The 14,551-nt window shown below is 67.0% G+C and carries 15 protein-coding genes; 9 read left to right on the top strand and 6 right to left on the bottom strand.

Annotated elements, in window-relative coordinates; all coding sequences use genetic code 11:
* Window positions 1-118: 118 nt before the first annotated feature.
* Window positions 119-1,042 carry an NAD-dependent epimerase/dehydratase family protein gene (locus H623_RS0115280; RefSeq protein WP_022901797.1) on the bottom strand — a complete coding sequence of 308 codons (924 nt, stop codon included), beginning with the start codon at window positions 1,040-1,042 and terminating at the stop codon, window positions 119-121.
* Window positions 1,043-1,204: 162 nt separating this feature from the next.
* Between H623_RS0115280 and H623_RS20370 the strand changes: the two genes are divergently transcribed.
* Window positions 1,205-1,897, top strand: coding sequence for a TetR/AcrR family transcriptional regulator (locus H623_RS20370; protein ID WP_169514928.1), 693 nt, complete (start codon window positions 1,205-1,207; stop codon window positions 1,895-1,897).
* A gap of 27 nt (window positions 1,898-1,924) precedes the next feature.
* On the opposite strand, the gene H623_RS0115270 is transcribed toward H623_RS20370, so the two are convergent.
* Complete coding sequence (locus H623_RS0115270; RefSeq protein WP_022901795.1) at window positions 1,925-2,833, bottom strand: DsbA family protein; 909 nt, start codon at window positions 2,831-2,833, stop codon at window positions 1,925-1,927.
* 246 nt (window positions 2,834-3,079) lie between these two features.
* On the opposite strand from H623_RS0115270, the gene H623_RS0115265 reads away from it, so the two are divergent.
* The 4 genes from H623_RS0115265 to ispG all read left to right on the top strand — a co-directional run bounded on the left by H623_RS0115265 (window position 3,080) and on the right by ispG (window position 7,346).
* Entirely contained in the window at window positions 3,080-4,468 is a 1,389-nt protein-coding gene (locus tag H623_RS0115265) for a M50 family metallopeptidase (RefSeq protein WP_022901794.1), read from the top strand.
* Window positions 4,469-4,708: 240 nt separating this feature from the next.
* Complete coding sequence (locus tag H623_RS0115255; RefSeq protein WP_022901792.1) at window positions 4,709-5,488, top strand: CoA transferase subunit A; 780 nt, start codon at window positions 4,709-4,711, stop codon at window positions 5,486-5,488.
* A gap of 3 nt (window positions 5,489-5,491) precedes the next feature.
* Complete coding sequence (locus tag H623_RS0115250) at window positions 5,492-6,127, top strand: CoA transferase subunit B (RefSeq protein ID WP_022901791.1); 636 nt, start codon at window positions 5,492-5,494, stop codon at window positions 6,125-6,127.
* A gap of 85 nt (window positions 6,128-6,212) precedes the next feature.
* Window positions 6,213-7,346: a flavodoxin-dependent (E)-4-hydroxy-3-methylbut-2-enyl-diphosphate synthase gene (gene ispG / locus H623_RS0115245; RefSeq protein WP_026940421.1), complete on the top strand. Its 1,134-nt coding sequence runs from the start codon at window positions 6,213-6,215 to the stop codon at window positions 7,344-7,346.
* A 48-nt stretch (window positions 7,347-7,394) separates the two neighbouring features.
* Here ispG and H623_RS0115240 read toward each other — a convergent pair whose 3' ends face one another.
* From H623_RS0115240 to H623_RS0115230, 3 genes are all read right to left on the bottom strand, one after another.
* Window positions 7,395-7,775, bottom strand: coding sequence for a type II toxin-antitoxin system death-on-curing family toxin (locus H623_RS0115240; RefSeq protein WP_022901789.1), 381 nt, complete (start codon window positions 7,773-7,775; stop codon window positions 7,395-7,397).
* Entirely contained in the window at window positions 7,772-7,981 is a 210-nt protein-coding gene (locus H623_RS0115235; protein WP_026940420.1) for a ribbon-helix-helix protein, CopG family, read from the bottom strand. The genes H623_RS0115240 and H623_RS0115235 overlap by 4 nt, the downstream gene beginning before the upstream one ends.
* 94 nt (window positions 7,982-8,075) lie before the next feature.
* Window positions 8,076-8,708 (bottom strand): pyroglutamyl-peptidase I, encoded by a 633-nt coding sequence (locus tag H623_RS0115230; RefSeq protein ID WP_022901787.1) that lies wholly within the window; start codon window positions 8,706-8,708, stop codon window positions 8,076-8,078.
* 216 nt (window positions 8,709-8,924) lie between these two features.
* Here H623_RS0115230 and H623_RS0115225 point away from each other — a divergent pair, with 216 nt between their 5' ends.
* Window positions 8,925-10,691: a proline--tRNA ligase gene (locus H623_RS0115225; protein WP_026940419.1), complete on the top strand. Its 1,767-nt coding sequence runs from the start codon at window positions 8,925-8,927 to the stop codon at window positions 10,689-10,691.
* Between the two features lie 42 nt (window positions 10,692-10,733).
* A complete protein-coding gene (locus H623_RS0115220) occupies window positions 10,734-11,777 on the top strand; it encodes an LOG family protein (RefSeq protein WP_022901785.1) in 1,044 nt (347 codons plus the stop codon).
* Between the two features lie 44 nt (window positions 11,778-11,821).
* Here H623_RS0115220 and H623_RS20365 read toward each other — a convergent pair whose 3' ends face one another.
* Complete coding sequence (locus H623_RS20365; protein ID WP_022901784.1) at window positions 11,822-12,691, bottom strand: DUF1206 domain-containing protein; 870 nt, start codon at window positions 12,689-12,691, stop codon at window positions 11,822-11,824.
* A gap of 218 nt (window positions 12,692-12,909) precedes the next feature.
* Between H623_RS20365 and nusA the strand changes: the two genes are divergently transcribed.
* Together nusA and H623_RS22340 are read left to right on the top strand one after the other, a co-directional pair.
* The gene (gene nusA, locus H623_RS0115210; RefSeq protein ID WP_022901783.1) at window positions 12,910-13,914 is read left to right on the top strand and encodes a transcription termination factor NusA; all 1,005 of its coding nucleotides are present in this window, start codon (window positions 12,910-12,912) and stop codon (window positions 13,912-13,914) included.
* Between the two features lie 64 nt (window positions 13,915-13,978).
* Window positions 13,979-14,545, top strand: coding sequence for a YlxR family protein (locus H623_RS22340; protein WP_342664587.1), 567 nt, complete (start codon window positions 13,979-13,981; stop codon window positions 14,543-14,545).
* The last annotated feature ends 6 nt before the right edge of the window (window positions 14,546-14,551 follow it).

Raw genomic sequence — 14,551 nt, 5'->3', positions numbered from 1 at the left:
GGCCCTCCCCGATCGGACGGCCGTTCGTGAGCCTACTCACCCCATGGAAATGAGACAACAGGATGCCGGTGGCATCGCCGCTGCGCGCCGCGCGCTTCTGCGCCCTCTCGCTGCGGTGTTAGAGCCGGTCGCGATACCACTGCGCTGTCGTGGTCAACGCCTCATGCCACGGCGTCTCCTCGATGCCCAGCAGCTGCGAGGTCTCGATCGCGTCTATCACGAACGGCACGGTGAACTGATAGCTCGAGGCGTGGAGCTCGCGCATCATCGGACTAACGAGCCCGAGCGTGTGGAGCATCCACAGCGGGTATGCGGATGCCTCGCCCGTCGTTCCATAGAGCGCGTTGAGCTGTGCCGCGATCTCCGCCCGAGGATGCGGAGCGCCGCTCGGGACGTGCCAGACGCGGCCCCACTGGCCGCTCCAGTCCGCGGCGGCCACGAGAGTCGTCACGATGTCGGAGAGGTAGCTCCAGCTGTGGTCGGTCTCGACGCCTCCGATCCCGTGCGCGATCCTCGATGACAGAATGCTGCTGAAGAATGCATCGCCGAGGTGGGCGGTGGGGCCCGCGCCGGGCCCGAAGTAGTCGCTGGCCCGCACTTCGACGCCGCGAATGCGTCCGGCGGTCGTCGCATCGCGCACGGCGGCCCAACCGGCCTTGCGCACGAGGCCCTTGGCCTCCGTGGTGTTCTCGGGCGTGTGCTCGTTCATCGGCCCGGACGGCGTCCCGTACGGGTAGAGGTTGCCCATGATGACAAGGGATGCGCCCGTCCGTTCGGCCGCTGCGATCACCGCGTCGAACACCGGCGGCCAGTCGTGTGGCCAGGACGTGTACGGCGGATTGGTGACCACGAAGATCGTCTCGGCGCGCTCGGCCGCTCGGCTGACGGCATCCGTGTCTGCTGCGTCGAGCGCGAGCGCCTCGGAGCCTTCGATCTCGGTACCGCGCCGCGTGCCGACCCGTACGCGCTCACCGCGATCGAGCAGCCGTCGAGTCAACTGCGTGCCGATCAGTCCCGCTCCCAGCACGAGTCGAGTCGTCATGCGGCGATCGTTCCCTTCGGATCGGGTAGTCGCCCGAAGAATGACGGGTCGAATCGGGTGGGGATTTGTGAGCGGTGCTCTCCACGGAATCTAGGGGGTATCGGCGGATTTCCGCAACATGAGCACGCGCTCGTCGTCTCGAGCGATGGCAGGATGGAAACCGTGGCAGCCGAACCCGTCCACCGGGGACGAAAGCCGGTGATCTCGCGCGAGCAGGTGCTCGACGCGGCGGCGGCCACGCTTGCCGCAGGCGGGGTGGACGCCGTGTCGCTGAGGGCCATCGCCCGCGAGCTCGGTGTCGTCAGTTCCGCGCTCTATCGCCACTATCCGAGCAGAGATGCGCTGCTGGCCGACCTGGCCGGGCGGTCCTGCGCCGCGCTCGGCGATCACGTGGAGCGCGCCGAGTCGTCGATGGCGCCTTCGGACTTCTCCGGGCGTCTCCGCTCGATCGTGCGCGGCGCACGCGACTGGGCGCACGAGAACCCTCGCGAGTTCGCTCTGATCTATGCCGCTCCCTTCGCCCACGGCGTCGCCGCCGTGCCGACCGGGCCACGAGCACGCGTCTGCGTACTGCTCATCGGAGTGCTGATGGATGCCGCCGAGGCGGGACACCCGCTTCCCTCCCCGCCCGCGACGCGCGGGAATACGACCGAATTCCGCGTCCTCGTTCGGGGAGTGGGTCCGCGGCATCCCACGGCGTCGATCACGGCCGCGGCCGTCGAAGCGTGGTCGCAGATCTTCGGCCACCTCGGCTTCGAGATGTTCGGCCACTACGACGGGATCATCGCCGACGTGGATGCCTACACCGACGCGCTCACGCTCGTGCTGACCCAGCGCCTTGGTCTCGCGCCCTGAACCGCTACTTCGTCGCGCCGTGAACCGCTACTTCGTCGCCGTGGGGGTGGGCGTCGGGGTCGAGGTGGACGATGCGGCGATGGTGGACTCCACGAACGAGAGGAACGTCGACGCGTCGGTGAGAGAGCCGGAATACGTTTGCCCGTTCACGATGATGGTCGGTGTGCCCGTCCACTTCTTGACGCTCGAGTTCGGAAGCGGCTTCGTCATGGCTCTGGTCGTCGCGGCCGTCACCCAGCTCTTGAACTTCTCGTTGTTCACGCACTTCGTGATCTTCTCCGAACTGGCGCCGGCCTTCTTCAAGATGGAGAGGATCTCGGCGTTCGTCAGACCGTTCGTGCCCTCTGCGGGCTGCTTCGTGAACAGCTTGTTGTTCACGGCGTAATAGACGTCGGGCTCGTAGTTCGCGACGCACGCCGCCGCGTTCGTGGCGCGCGAGGAGTAACGGTGGCCGTTCGACGAGGAATCGAGCATGGCGATCGGGTGGATCTCCAGCTGGGCGATCCCCTGATCGAGCCACTGGCCGATCTGCTTCGAGTTCGTCGTCTCGAACTGCTGGCAGTACGGGCACTGATAGTCCAGGTAGATGGTGATGTACGCCTTGCTCGACTCGTCGGACTGCGTGGTCGCCACGGGCTTCTCACCCGCCTTGAGACCCGGAGTGCGCACCGCCTTCGTGGTGGACGTGAGCACGATGCCGTCGCTGATCATGTTCTTCGGTCCGGCGCTGGTCTGTCCCTGCGGGATGGAGTTCACGATCACGAGCGCGACGACGGCGAGCACCGCCAGGATGACCACACCGACCGAACCCTGGACCCACCATTTGCGACGACGCGCCTTCTTCTGCGCCTCCTCGCGCAGAAGGCGTGCGTGTTCGCGCGCAGCCTCCCGGCGGTCTTTCTTGCTCGGACCGTTCGCGCCGCGGCCTGTAGCCATCTGCCGTCCTCTTCGATCAGGGGGAGCGTCGGAATCGCCCGCGAAGCGGCATCGGTCGACCGCACGAGATGCTCGAAGCGAGCGTCGACACTGCCCGGGGCGCGCTGAGAGCGCCGCACGCGCGGGCATCAGCATGCTCACCCTAACGTGACGTGGTTATGGGTTTCGTGAGCGCGAGCACACAGATCGCCATGCCTACTCCGATCGTCCGGGCATCCCCCAGGAGCGTCTGGCTACGATTTCTTCATGTCATCCGTGCTGCCCTTCATCGTCGGCGTGCTGATCTTCCTGATCGGTCTCGCCGTGTCGATCGCGCTGCACGAGCTCGGGCATCTCACGGCAGCGAAGGCGTTCGGCGTCAAGGTGACGCAGTACATGATCGGCTTCGGCAAGACGGTCTTCTCGTTCCGTCGAGGCGAGACGGAGTACGGCATCAAGATGCTGCCGTTCGGCGGCTACATCGCGATGATCGGGATGTTCCCGCCCCGGCATCCGGGAGAAGCGGCCAGGGATGCCTCCACCGGCTTCTACAACTCGCTCGTCACCACCGACGGCGGCATCGGTGCGCCCGCCGAGGAACGCGCGGGCACGCGCAGGAGCGTGCTCGGCACGATGGCGCAGGAGGCCCGCGAGGCGAGCGCGGAGACGATTCCCGCCGGCGAAGAGCACCGCGCGTTCTATCTGCTGCACCCGTTCAAGCGCATCATCGTGATGTTCGCCGGACCCTTCATGAACCTCGTGATCGCGTTCGTGATCATCGCGATCATGTTGTGCGGCATCGGCGTGCAGGGCTACAGCACCACGGTGCAGGCCGTCTCGGAGTGCCTCAAGCCCGCTGCCTCGACCAGCACGACCTGCTCGTCATCGGACGAGGAATCGCCTGCGGCCGCGGCGGGCTTGAAATCCGGCGACAGGGTCGTCGAGTACAACGGTGCAGCCATCACCGGCTGGCAGCAGCTCGCCACCAAGATCGAGGGCACCGCAGGCCAGAGGGTCCCCGTCGTCGTCGAGCGCGACGGCAAGGAACTCGTGCTGAGCGTGACCCCGAAGGCCACGACCAACGAGGTCACCGACGAGAAGACGGGTAAGACGACCACCGAGACGGTCGGCATGATCGGCATCTCGCCGACGATCGAGTACCAGCCGCAGTCTCTCGGGACGGCCGTCACCACCACCGGCGACCAGCTCGGACAGGTCTTCGGCGTGTTCATCAATCTCCCCGAGCGCATGGTGGGCATCTGGAACGCCGCGTTCGGGTCCGAGGAGCGTTCGGCGTCCAGTCCCGTGGGCATCGTGGGTGTCGGTCGCATGGCGGGTGAGATCGCCGACAGCACGTCGTACGCGTTCGTCTCGAAGATCCAGCTCATGCTGAGCCTGCTCGCCTCGCTCAACCTGGCACTCTTCGTCTTCAACATGGTGCCGTTGCTGCCTCTCGATGGAGGGCACATCGCAGGCGCGGTCTGGGAGTGGATCAAGCGAGGCTGGTTCAAGGCGACGCGACGCGGAGCGTCGCCGAAACCCGTGGACATGGCGCGGCTCATGCCTGTCACCTACGCGGTGATCATCGTGCTCGGAGCCATGAGTCTTCTTCTGGCCTACGCCGACATCGTCAAGCCGATCTCGCTGCCGGGCTGAGCCTTCTGCTGCAGTCTGCGGTTGCGGTTGCGGTTGCGGTTGCGGTTGTGGCGTTTCTCGTCGCGCCATGGCATTGTCACGGCATTGCGGCGCCGCGGGTGCACGCGAACGGCGATTTCCGGCACGCCGGACGCAGAGTCCGCGCAGGTCATTGCCGATCGGGGGCGGTTCGCTGCAAGAATTCTTCAGAGGGCGCACATCCCCACAGCGAACGTCCCACAGCAAGGAGGCTGAACGGGCATGACGATGGATAAGCGTTTCGGTAGCGCGGCGCAGGCGGTGGCGGACGTCCCGGAGGGGGCGAGTCTTGCGGTGGGTGGTTTCGGGTTGTGTGGTAATCCGATGGTTCTGATTCGGGCGTTGTTGGATGTCGGCGTTGGTGGGCTTTCGGTGGTGAGCAATAACTGCGGTGTGGATGACTGGGGTTTGGGTGTCTTGTTGGCGGCGCGGCGCATCGCGAAGATGACGTCGTCGTATGTGGGGGAGAACAAGGAGTTCGAGCGTCAGTTCCTTTCGGGTGAGCTGGAGGTGGAGTTGACGCCGCAGGGCACGTTGGCGGAGAAGCTGCGCGCTGGGGGCAGTGGTATCGCGGGTTTCTTCACGCAGACCGGGGTGGGCACGCAGATGGCCGAGGGTGGTTTGCCGTTGCGGTACGGCCCGGACGGGACGGTGGCCGTGGTCTCGCGGCCGAAACACGTTCGCCGGTTCGAGGTGGACGGGGTGGAGAAGGAGTTCGTGCTCGAGGAGGCGATCTGCACCGATTTCGCTTTGGTGCATGCTCGGCTCGGAGATTGGCACGGCAATCTGGTCTTCCATGAGTCGGCACGCAATTTCTCGCCGCTGGCGGCGATGGCCGGCCGCGTGTGTATTGCCGAGGTGGAGGAACTGGTGGAGCCGGGGTCGATCGATCCGGATCGGGTGCATTTGCCTGGTGCGTTCGTGCACCGGGTGGTTGGGGTCGGCACCGATATCGAGAAGCGGATCGAACGGCGTACGGTGCGTGCGGGGACGGAGGCGTAGGCGATGGGTCTGACTCGTCAGCAGATGGCGGCTCGGGCGGCGCGGGAACTGCCCGACGGTGGTTATGTGAACTTGGGGATCGGGTTGCCGACGTTGGTGCCGAATTATGTTCCTGAGCAGGTGACGGTCGTGCTCCAATCGGAGAACGGGATCCTCGGGGTGGGTCCGTACCCTGCCGAGGATGCGGTGGATCCGGATCTGATCAACGCGGGCAAGGAGACGGTGACGTTGCTGCCGGGTGCGGCGTTTTTCGATTCGGCGATGAGTTTCGGGATGATCCGTGGCGGCAAGATCGATGCGGCGATCCTGGGTGCGATGCAGGTGTCTGCCCACGGTGATCTGGCGAACTGGATGATTCCGGGGAAGATGGTCAAGGGTCCCGGGGGTGCGATGGATCTCGTGCACGGTGCGCGAAGGGTGATCGTGCTGATGGAACACGTAGCGAAGGACGGCAGTCCCAAGATCGTGAACGAGTGCAGCCTTCCGCTGACCGGCAAGGGTGTCGTCGACCGCATCATCACCGATCTCGCCGTCATCGACGTGACCGACACCGGACTACGCCTGGTCGAACTCGCACCCGGCGTCAGCGTCGACCAGGTCACCACAGCCACCGAACCCCACCTCGAAATCGCACTGTGAGCGCGCTCCGGCGTGCACCTGCGCGCCCAGACTCGGTCCGGTCCAGCGACCTAGACTGAGTGCCGTGCCAGCAGTGAATCTCGGTATGCCCAAGGTCCCCGAAGTCCTCCATCCTCGCCGCAAATCGCGGCAGATCAAGGTGGGAAAGGTTCTCGTCGGCGGCGACGCACCGGTGAGCGTGCAGTCGATGTGCACGACGCCGACCACGAACATCAACGCGACGCTGCAGCAGATCGCGGAGTTGACGGCATCCGGATGCGACATCGTGCGGGTGGCCGTGCCGAGTCGCGACGACGCCGAGGCGCTGCCGATCATCGCGAAGAAGAGTCAGATCCCGGTGATCGCCGACATCCACTTCCAGCCGAATTATGTGTACGCAGCGATCGACGCGGGCTGTGCGGCGGTGCGCGTCAACCCCGGCAACATCCGCAAGTTCGACGACCAGGTCGGCGAGATCGCCCGGCGTGCGAAGGAAGCCGGCGTCTCCCTGCGCATCGGCGTCAACGCGGGCTCGCTGGAGCCGAGCATCCTGCAGAAGTACGGCAAGCCCACGGCCGAGGCGCTCGTCGAGTCCGCGGTGTGGGAGGCGAGCCTGTTCGAGGAGCACGACTTCCACGACTTCAAGATCTCCGTCAAGCACAACGATCCGATCGTGATGGTGAAGGCGTACCGCCAGCTCGCCGAGCGGGGCGACTGGCCCTTGCACCTCGGCGTGACCGAGGCCGGTCCGGCGTTCCAGGGCACCATCAAGTCGGCGACCGCGTTCGGCATCCTGCTGGCAGAGGGGATCGGCGACACCATCCGCGTCTCGCTCTCCGCGCCGCCGGTCGAGGAGGTCAAGGTCGGACTGCAGATCCTGCAGTCGTTGAACCTGCGCGAGCGCAAGCTCGAGATCGTCTCGTGCCCGTCGTGCGGCCGAGCGCAGGTGGATGTCTACTCGCTGGCGAACAGTGTCACCGAGGGCCTGCAGGGCATGAGCGTTCCGCTCCGCGTTGCCGTGATGGGCTGCGTCGTGAACGGACCGGGCGAGGCGCGTGAGGCCGACCTGGGCGTGGCATCCGGCAACGGCAAGGGTCAGATCTTCGTCAAGGGCGAGGTCATCAAGACGGTGCCGGAATCGGAGATCGTCGAGACCCTGATCGCGGAGGCCAACCGCATCGCGGCCGAGATGGGCGAGGATGCTCCGCTCGGCGAGCCCGTCGTCAACGTCGGGAACTGAGCGAGTCACCGGAACGTCGGCACCGGGCGAGGCCCACGACGCCGAGCCTCACGATCGCACGCGAAGGTGTTTGTCGAGCACGGCGGCGATCCGCTCGACGTCGTCGAATTCGCCCGACGCCACCCGTTTCGTGAAAACGAAAGCCTCGTCGTTGGTCATCGTGAGCCGATAACCGTTCATCCAGAGGAACGCGTGCATCGAGGCCAGCGAGAGCCGCTTGTTGCCGTCCACGAGGGCGTGATTCTTGGCGATCGAGTGCATGAGAGCGGCGGCCTTGAGCGCCGGGGTCGCATAGAGCTTCTCGCCCTGGTAGCTCGCGGCAGGGCGTGCAAGCGCAGACTCGAGAAGTCCGAGATCTCGCACGGGCGGTTCTCCGGCGAGAAGAACCGACGCCAGGTGAATCAGATCGTCGAGGTCGAGGTAGATCACTCCTCCGCGCCCAGTCGTCTCAGCGCGTCGCCGTAGAGCGACATCGTGTTGTCGATCGCGTCGTCGAGGACCTCGCGCTTGCTCGTCGACTCGATGTATCGACGTACCGCCTCGCGGGCGACCTCCTGCATGGATCGGTTCTCGCGCGCTGCGCGTCGGCGCAGCGCCTCGGTCTCGTCGTCTGTCAAGCGGAGTGTCATGGCCATGAACATATGGTATCGCGACTGATACCACGCGGCTTATGGCGAGATCTCCGGGAGAACGTCGCGAATCACATCGTTGTGGACGAGAAGACGCGACTCAACCCTGATCCAGCGTGACGCGCAGGGCGATGCGCAGGGCGCGTTCGATGTCCTCGATCGGCAGGGTCGGGGCATCCGCCGGGCCGCCGAAGCCGTCGGCCCATGGCACGTGGATGAAGCCGGCGTGCACCAGGCGGTCAGCGGGCGGAGCGTCTGCGGAACGTAGCGCGACGGCATCCATCAGGCGGAAGAAGACGTGGTTGCACACGAACGCGCCGGCGCTCAGTGACTCTCGTGCCGGGATGCCGGCGGCCGCTACGGCGTTCACGATCGCCTTCACGGGGAGGCCGCTGAAGTATGCCGCGGGGGCGCCGGCGAGCGATGGTTCGTCGACCGGCTGCTCGCCCGCGTTGTCGGGCACACGTGCGTCGATGAGGTTGACCGCCACGCGCTCCGGCGTGATCCACGCGCGGCCACCGGCGAGCCCTGTCGCGATGACGACGTCGGGGGAGTGCTGGGCGAGCAGCTGTGCGAGCCGTTCGGTGCTGGACCCGAACGCCGTGGGGAGCACCGCCGTGACGAGCATCTCGGGTCCGTCCCAGGACTCGGCGAGAAGGTGAACGGCCTCGGCGGACGGATTGCGGGCATCGCCCGCGAAGGGTTCGAAGCCTGTCACGAGTGCGGTGGTCACATGCTCAGGGTAGGTCGTCGCCCCTCCCGCACCCTGCGCTCTCGAAGTACGTACCGGTCGCCGAACGCCATGTGCGTTCGACGCCACGTGCGTTCTTCTGAACGGCACGGCCGCCGAGCCGGAACGTCAAGGCTGCCGAGCCGGAATGGCAAGGCCGCCGAGCCCTCGACTCTCAGCGAACAGGCAGGGCGGCCGGGACGAATAAGCTTGGTGCTCGTGGCGACCCGTCTGAGCAACTTCTTTCTGCGTACTCTCCGTGAGGATCCCTCCGATGCCGAGGTGGCGAGCCACAAGCTGCTCGTGCGTGCCGGTTACATCCGGCGGCAGGCAGCCGGCATCTTCGCCTGGCTGCCGCTCGGGCTGCGAGTGAAGGCCAAGATCGAGCGGGTGATCCGCGAGGAGATGGCCGCGGCGGGCGCTCAGGAGGTGCACTTTCCGGCGCTGATGCCGCGGGAGGCCTACGAGGCCACCGGTCGGTGGGAGGAGTACGGCGACCTGCTGTTCCGCCTGCAGGACCGCAAGGGCGGCGACTACCTGCTCGCGCCCACGCACGAAGAGGCCTTCACCTTGCTCGTGAAGGACTTGTACTCGTCGTACAAGGACCTCCCGCTCACGATCTATCAAATCCAGGACAAGTACCGCGACGAGGCGCGTCCTCGTGCCGGCCTGCTGCGCGGCCGCGAGTTCACCATGAAGGATGCCTACTCCTTCGACGTCAGCGATGCCGGCCTCGACGACAGCTACATGGCCCAGCGCGACGCCTATGAGCGCATCTTCACCCGCCTCGGCCTGAGCTACGTGATCGTCAAGGCGGACGCCGGTGCCATGGGCGGCTCGCGCAGCGAGGAGTTCTTGCACCCGACACCGGTCGGCGAGGACACGTTCGTGCAGTCGCCGGGAGGCTACGCCGCCAACGTCGAGGCGTACGTCGCGACCGCGCCGCCGGCGCGCTCGTACGAGAAGCTCACTCCCCAGCAGGTGGTCGACACTCCGAACACGCCGACGATCGAGGCGCTCGTCGCCATTGCGAACGAGAAGCACCCGCGTCCGGACGGTCGCGCGTGGGCGGCCCCCGACACGCTCAAGAACGTCGTGCTGGCGCTCACGAACCTCGACGGCAGCCGCGAGCTCGTCGTCGTCGGTCTGCCCGGCGATCGCGGTGTCGATCTCAAGCGTGCCGAGGTGGCGTTCGCGCCCGCCGAGGTGGAGCCGGCGACCGATGCGGACTTCGTCAAGAACCCGGGCCTCGTGAAGGGATACATCGGACCGTGGTCTCCCGACGGCGCGGTGCTCGGCGAGAAGTCGAGCACGGGCATCCGCTACGTCGTCGACCCCCGTGTCGTCGAGGGCACGGGCTGGGTCACCGGCGCCAACATCGACGGCAAGCATGTGCTGGGCCTGGTGGCGGGGCGCGACTTCTCGTGGGATGCCACGGTCGAGGTCGCCGAGGTGCTCCCCGGCGATCCGGCGCCCGACGGCTCCGGCCCCGTGGAGCTGGCACGCGGCATGGAGATCGGCCACGTCTTCCAGCTCGGCCGCAAATACGCGGAAGCGCTCGGGCTCAAGGTACTCGACGAGAACGGCAAGCTCGTCACCGTCACCATGGGCTCCTACGGCATCGGCGTCACGCGCATTCTGGCGATCATCGCCGAGGAGAACAACGACGCCAAGGGGCTGATCTGGCCGGAGTCCGTCGCCCCGTTCGACGTGCACGTGGTCGCCACGGGCAAGGACGAGGCGGTGTATTCGGTCGCGGACGGCGTGGTCGACGCGCTGGAGGCATCCGGTCTCGACGTGCTCTACGACGACCGCCGCAAGGTGTCGCCCGGCGTGAAGTTCGGTGACGCCGAACTGGTCGGAGTGCCGCACATCGTCATCGTCGGCCGGGACGCCGCTGCCGGCGTCGTCGAGGTCTGGGACCGCCGATCCGGCGAGCGTGCCCCGGTGGCGGTCGCCGATGTCGTGGCGGCGCTGGGGCACTGACCGCAGCCTTGGGCGTTGCGGCCCGCGTGACATCCTGAAGTCATGTCCGACAACCCGATCGATCTGCTCCCACCGGCCGTCGCCGAGGAGCTGACGGCGGCGATCGCCGAGGCGGGCATCGGGGCGGATCGCGACCTCGTGCTGCGCATCCTGGCCACCGGTGCCGGACTCGGAATGGATCTCCCCGGACGGCTCGACCTCAAGATCGTGTCGGCGGCACTCGAAGAGATGCGGGCGGCGTTCGCCCTGTTCGCGCCGTATGCGGACGTTCCGAAGGTGACGATCTTCGGCTCGGCGCGCACGCGCGACAGGGACCCGCTCTATCGTCAGGCCTCCGACGCTGCTGCGGCCCTGGCCGAGCGCGGCTGGATGGCCGTGACGGGTGCCGGCCCCGGCATCATGCAGGCGGCCGTCGAAGGAGCAGGACCGGGGAGATCGCTCGGCCTGTCGATCCGGCTGCCATTCGAGGAGCATCCGGATGCCGCAGTGCAGGACGAGCCGAACGTCGTCACCATGAAGTACTTCTTCACCCGCAAGCTCATGCTCGTGAAGGAGTCGCGCGGTTTCATCTGCCTGCCCGGCGGCTTCGGCACGCTCGACGAGATGTTCGAGCTGCTCACGTTGCAGCAGACCGGCAAGGCGGAGCCGTCGCCGATCGTCCTGTTGGATGCCTCCGGCGGGGACTTCTGGACGGGCCTGCGTCGTTTCGTCGGCGAGCACCTCATCCCCGCCGGCGTGATCTCGCCCGACGACTTCGACCGGGTGCTGGTGACGGATTCCGTCGACACCGCGGTGGAGGAGATCACCGGATTCTGGCGTAACTACGACTCGCTGCGCTGGGTGGGGAAGACCCTGGTGCTGCGGCTGCACCACGAGCCGTCGGACGCCGAGGTCGCGTCGCTCAATGAGCAGTTCGGAGAGCTCGCGCTCGAGGGCGGCATCGCGAAGAGCGCGCCGCTGCGAGCCGAGCGGCACGACGGCGACAGACTCGAACTGCCCAGGCTCGCGCTGCGACTCGATCAGTTCCGGGTGGGCGATCTGCACCGGCTGATCCGGGCGATCAACACATTGCCGTCGGCGGTGTGATGCCGCGGTCGGACGTGGAGGCGGCGTACCTTGTGCGCTCGGCGTCACATTCGCGCGAGGAATGCGCGGATGCCGCAGTAGGCGCCGTACACGATGAATCCGGCGCCGACGATCCACAGCAGTACCTCGCCGGAGGGGAGATCGCGCAACGACTTCAGGGCTTCGTCCAGTCCGCCTGCGGTCTGCGCGTCGTGAGTGAGGGCACCGACGGCGAGGAGCACGCCGACGATGCCGAGAGCGAGACCCTTCGTCACGTATCCCGTACAGCCCACGACCGCCACTATGGCCCGGAACGGCTGTCTCGGCACGCGGAGCTGCTTGCGGAACGAGCGGCGCACGCCGATCACCGTGAACCCGATGCCGATTCCGAGCACGACGAGCCCGGCGGCGATGACCACGAGCATCCCACCGGGTGCGGCGAGCAGGTGCGCACTGAGCGTGCGGGTGTTCTTCAGCGAGCTCTCGCGACCGCCCACGGCGAAGATCAGCGCCGTCACGCCGAGCACACCGTAAGCCAGTCCCTTGCAGGCCTCGGCGACTCTGCGCGGCCACTTCTCTCCGATGCCGGTGCGGCGGGCGAGCACGACCTGCGCCGCCTGCCACACCGTGAGCGCGAACAGCGCGAGCACCATCACCCAGAGCAGCAGGAAGCCGCCGGGCGTTCGGGCGATCTGAGACATGGCGCCCGTCTGGTCCGTTTCGCCGCCGCCCGCGCCGGTCGCGGCGGAGATCGAGATCGTGCCGATCAGCACGTGCACCAGGCCGAGGACCGCGTACCCGGTGCGGGCCAGAAGGCGGACGAGCGGTGACGCTTCGGCGGCCGACGCCGCCTCTTTCGCTTCCGCACTCGCCGTGCTCTGCGTGTCGGCGTCCCCATTCGCCGGCTGCGCGGCGGATGCTCGGGAACGGGTCATGGCGCCACGGTAGCCGGTTGTCGCTCGCAAGAAGGAGGGGTTGTGCGGGCCGCTCGCGACCGATGGCCGGTGACGAGCGGCGGCGGATCCGCTATTCTGAATGGTCAGCCCTCGTGAGGGCTCTGGCGTGATGCCCGCAGGTCCGCGAGGACTGCGGGCGTTCCATTGAACCGTTCGAATTGAACATAGACGACGAACTGAATAAAAGGGGGCCGAAGGTGGACATCGACCTCAGCGTCTTGCGCCTGATGGAGCGCGAGCGGGAGATCCCATTCGACGAGCTCGTGGAGATCATCGAGCAGGCGATCTTGACGGCCTACCTCAAGCACACCGACCAGGCATCCCACCGGCACAGCCAGGGCCACAGCGAAGAGTCGCCCGCCGCGCGCGTGCACCTCGATCGCAAGACCGGTCACGTGACGGTCTACGTCCCCGAGTTCGACGAGACGGGCAACGTGATCGGGGAGTCCGAGGACAGCCCCAGCGACTTCGGGCGCATCGCGGCGTTCGCCGCGAAGCAGGTCATCAACCAGCGACTGCGCGACATCCAGGACGATGCGGTGCTCGGCGAGTTCAAGGGCCGCGAGGGCGACGTGGTCGCCGGTGTCATCCAGCAGGGTCCGAACCCGCGCATGATCCACGTCGACCTGGGAAGCGTGGAAGCGATCCTTCCCCCGGAGGAGCAGGTGCCGGGCGAGGACTACGCGCACGGCTCGCGCATCCGCGTCTATGTCACGAGCGTGTCGAAGGGGCCGAAGGGGCCGTCGATCACCGTGTCGCGCACGCATCCCGCGTTGGTGCGCAAGCTGTTCGCGCTCGAAGTGCCGGAGATCGCCAGTGGGGCCGTCGAGATCGTGTCGCTGGCCCGCGAGGCCGGGCACCGCACGAAGATCGCGGTCCGTGCGAACCAGCCGGGCATCAACGCCAAGGGTGCCTGCATCGGTGAGCTCGGACAACGCGTGCGCGCGGTGACCGCGGAGTTGAACAGCGAGAAGATCGACATCGTCGACTATTCGCCCGACCTCTCCACGTTCGTTGCGAGTGCCCTGTCTCCGGCGAAGGTGACGAGGGCGTTCGTGGTGGACGATTCGCTCAAGGCAGTGCGTGCCCTCGTTCCCGACTACCAGCTGTCGCTCGCGATCGGCAAGGAAGGTCAGAACGCGCGCCTCGCCGCCAAGCTGACCGGCGCGAAGATCGACATCCAGCCCGACACTGCGGAGTAGGCGGCGTCTTCGCGCCTTCACGCGGCGACGAGAACAGCAGAAGTCACTGAGAACAGCAGGACTCGTGCTGTTCTCACCGCGAAGGCGCGATTCCCGCTGTTCTCGCTTCCCGTTCCGTCCTGGCTGCGGGGACACGCACAGCGCTCGCCCTTCCTTGGGGTGTCGGCGCTTCGCGCCTCTACCCCGGCGTCGGCCTCGGCTGCGCGCGCATGGGCCCACGGAGCGTGAGGGGCCTGCGCGGCGCGTGAGCGGCGCGTGGGAGAGCGACGGGGACACGCACAGCGCTCGCCCTTCCTTGGGGTGTCGGCGCTTTGCGCCTCTACCCCGGCGTCGGCCTCGGCTGTGCGTGCGAGCACGCACAGCGCTCGCCCTTCCTTGGGGTAAGATAAAGACCGTGAGAACGTGCGTCGGATGCCGTTCTTGCGTCCCCCGGTCCTCTCTTCTGAGGATCGTTGCCCGGAATTCGCAGCTCGTCGTGGACGAGTACGCTCGGATGCCCGGTCGAGGCGCGTGGCTGCATCCGACTCCCGAGTGTCTGGCCAAGGCGATCAGGCGCAAGGCCTTCGGGCGTGCGCTGCGGGTCGAGGGACCGCTGGACACGCGGCCACTAGAGAACAGGCTGAACGGCTAATGGACA

This window comes from Humibacter albus DSM 18994 (genome assembly GCF_000421825.1).
Taxonomy (GTDB): Bacteria; Actinomycetota; Actinomycetes; order Actinomycetales; family Microbacteriaceae; genus Humibacter; species Humibacter albus.
Note: the sequence above shows the minus strand (reverse complement) of the source record. Positions and strands in the feature narration are given on the sequence as shown.

Excerpts from the sequence above, each read along its gene's own strand:
- ispG (WP_026940421.1), top strand. The coding sequence starts at position 6,213 with ATGCCCAAGGTCCCCGAAGTCCTCCATCCTCGCCGCAAATCGCGGCAG.
- H623_RS0115250 (WP_022901791.1), top strand. The coding sequence starts at position 5,492 with ATGGGTCTGACTCGTCAGCAGATGGCGGCTCGGGCGGCGCGGGAACTG.
- H623_RS0115280 (WP_022901797.1), bottom strand. The coding sequence starts at position 1,042 with ATGACGACTCGACTCGTGCTGGGAGCGGGACTGATCGGCACGCAGTTG.
- H623_RS20365 (WP_022901784.1), bottom strand. The coding sequence starts at position 12,691 with ATGACCCGTTCCCGAGCATCCGCCGCGCAGCCGGCGAATGGGGACGCC.
- H623_RS0115255 (WP_022901792.1), top strand. The coding sequence starts at position 4,709 with ATGACGATGGATAAGCGTTTCGGTAGCGCGGCGCAGGCGGTGGCGGAC.
- H623_RS0115270 (WP_022901795.1), bottom strand. The coding sequence starts at position 2,833 with ATGGCTACAGGCCGCGGCGCGAACGGTCCGAGCAAGAAAGACCGCCGG.
- H623_RS0115220 (WP_022901785.1), top strand. The coding sequence starts at position 10,734 with ATGTCCGACAACCCGATCGATCTGCTCCCACCGGCCGTCGCCGAGGAG.
- H623_RS0115235 (WP_026940420.1), bottom strand. The coding sequence starts at position 7,981 with ATGGCCATGACACTCCGCTTGACAGACGACGAGACCGAGGCGCTGCGC.
- H623_RS0115265 (WP_022901794.1), top strand. The coding sequence starts at position 3,080 with ATGTCATCCGTGCTGCCCTTCATCGTCGGCGTGCTGATCTTCCTGATC.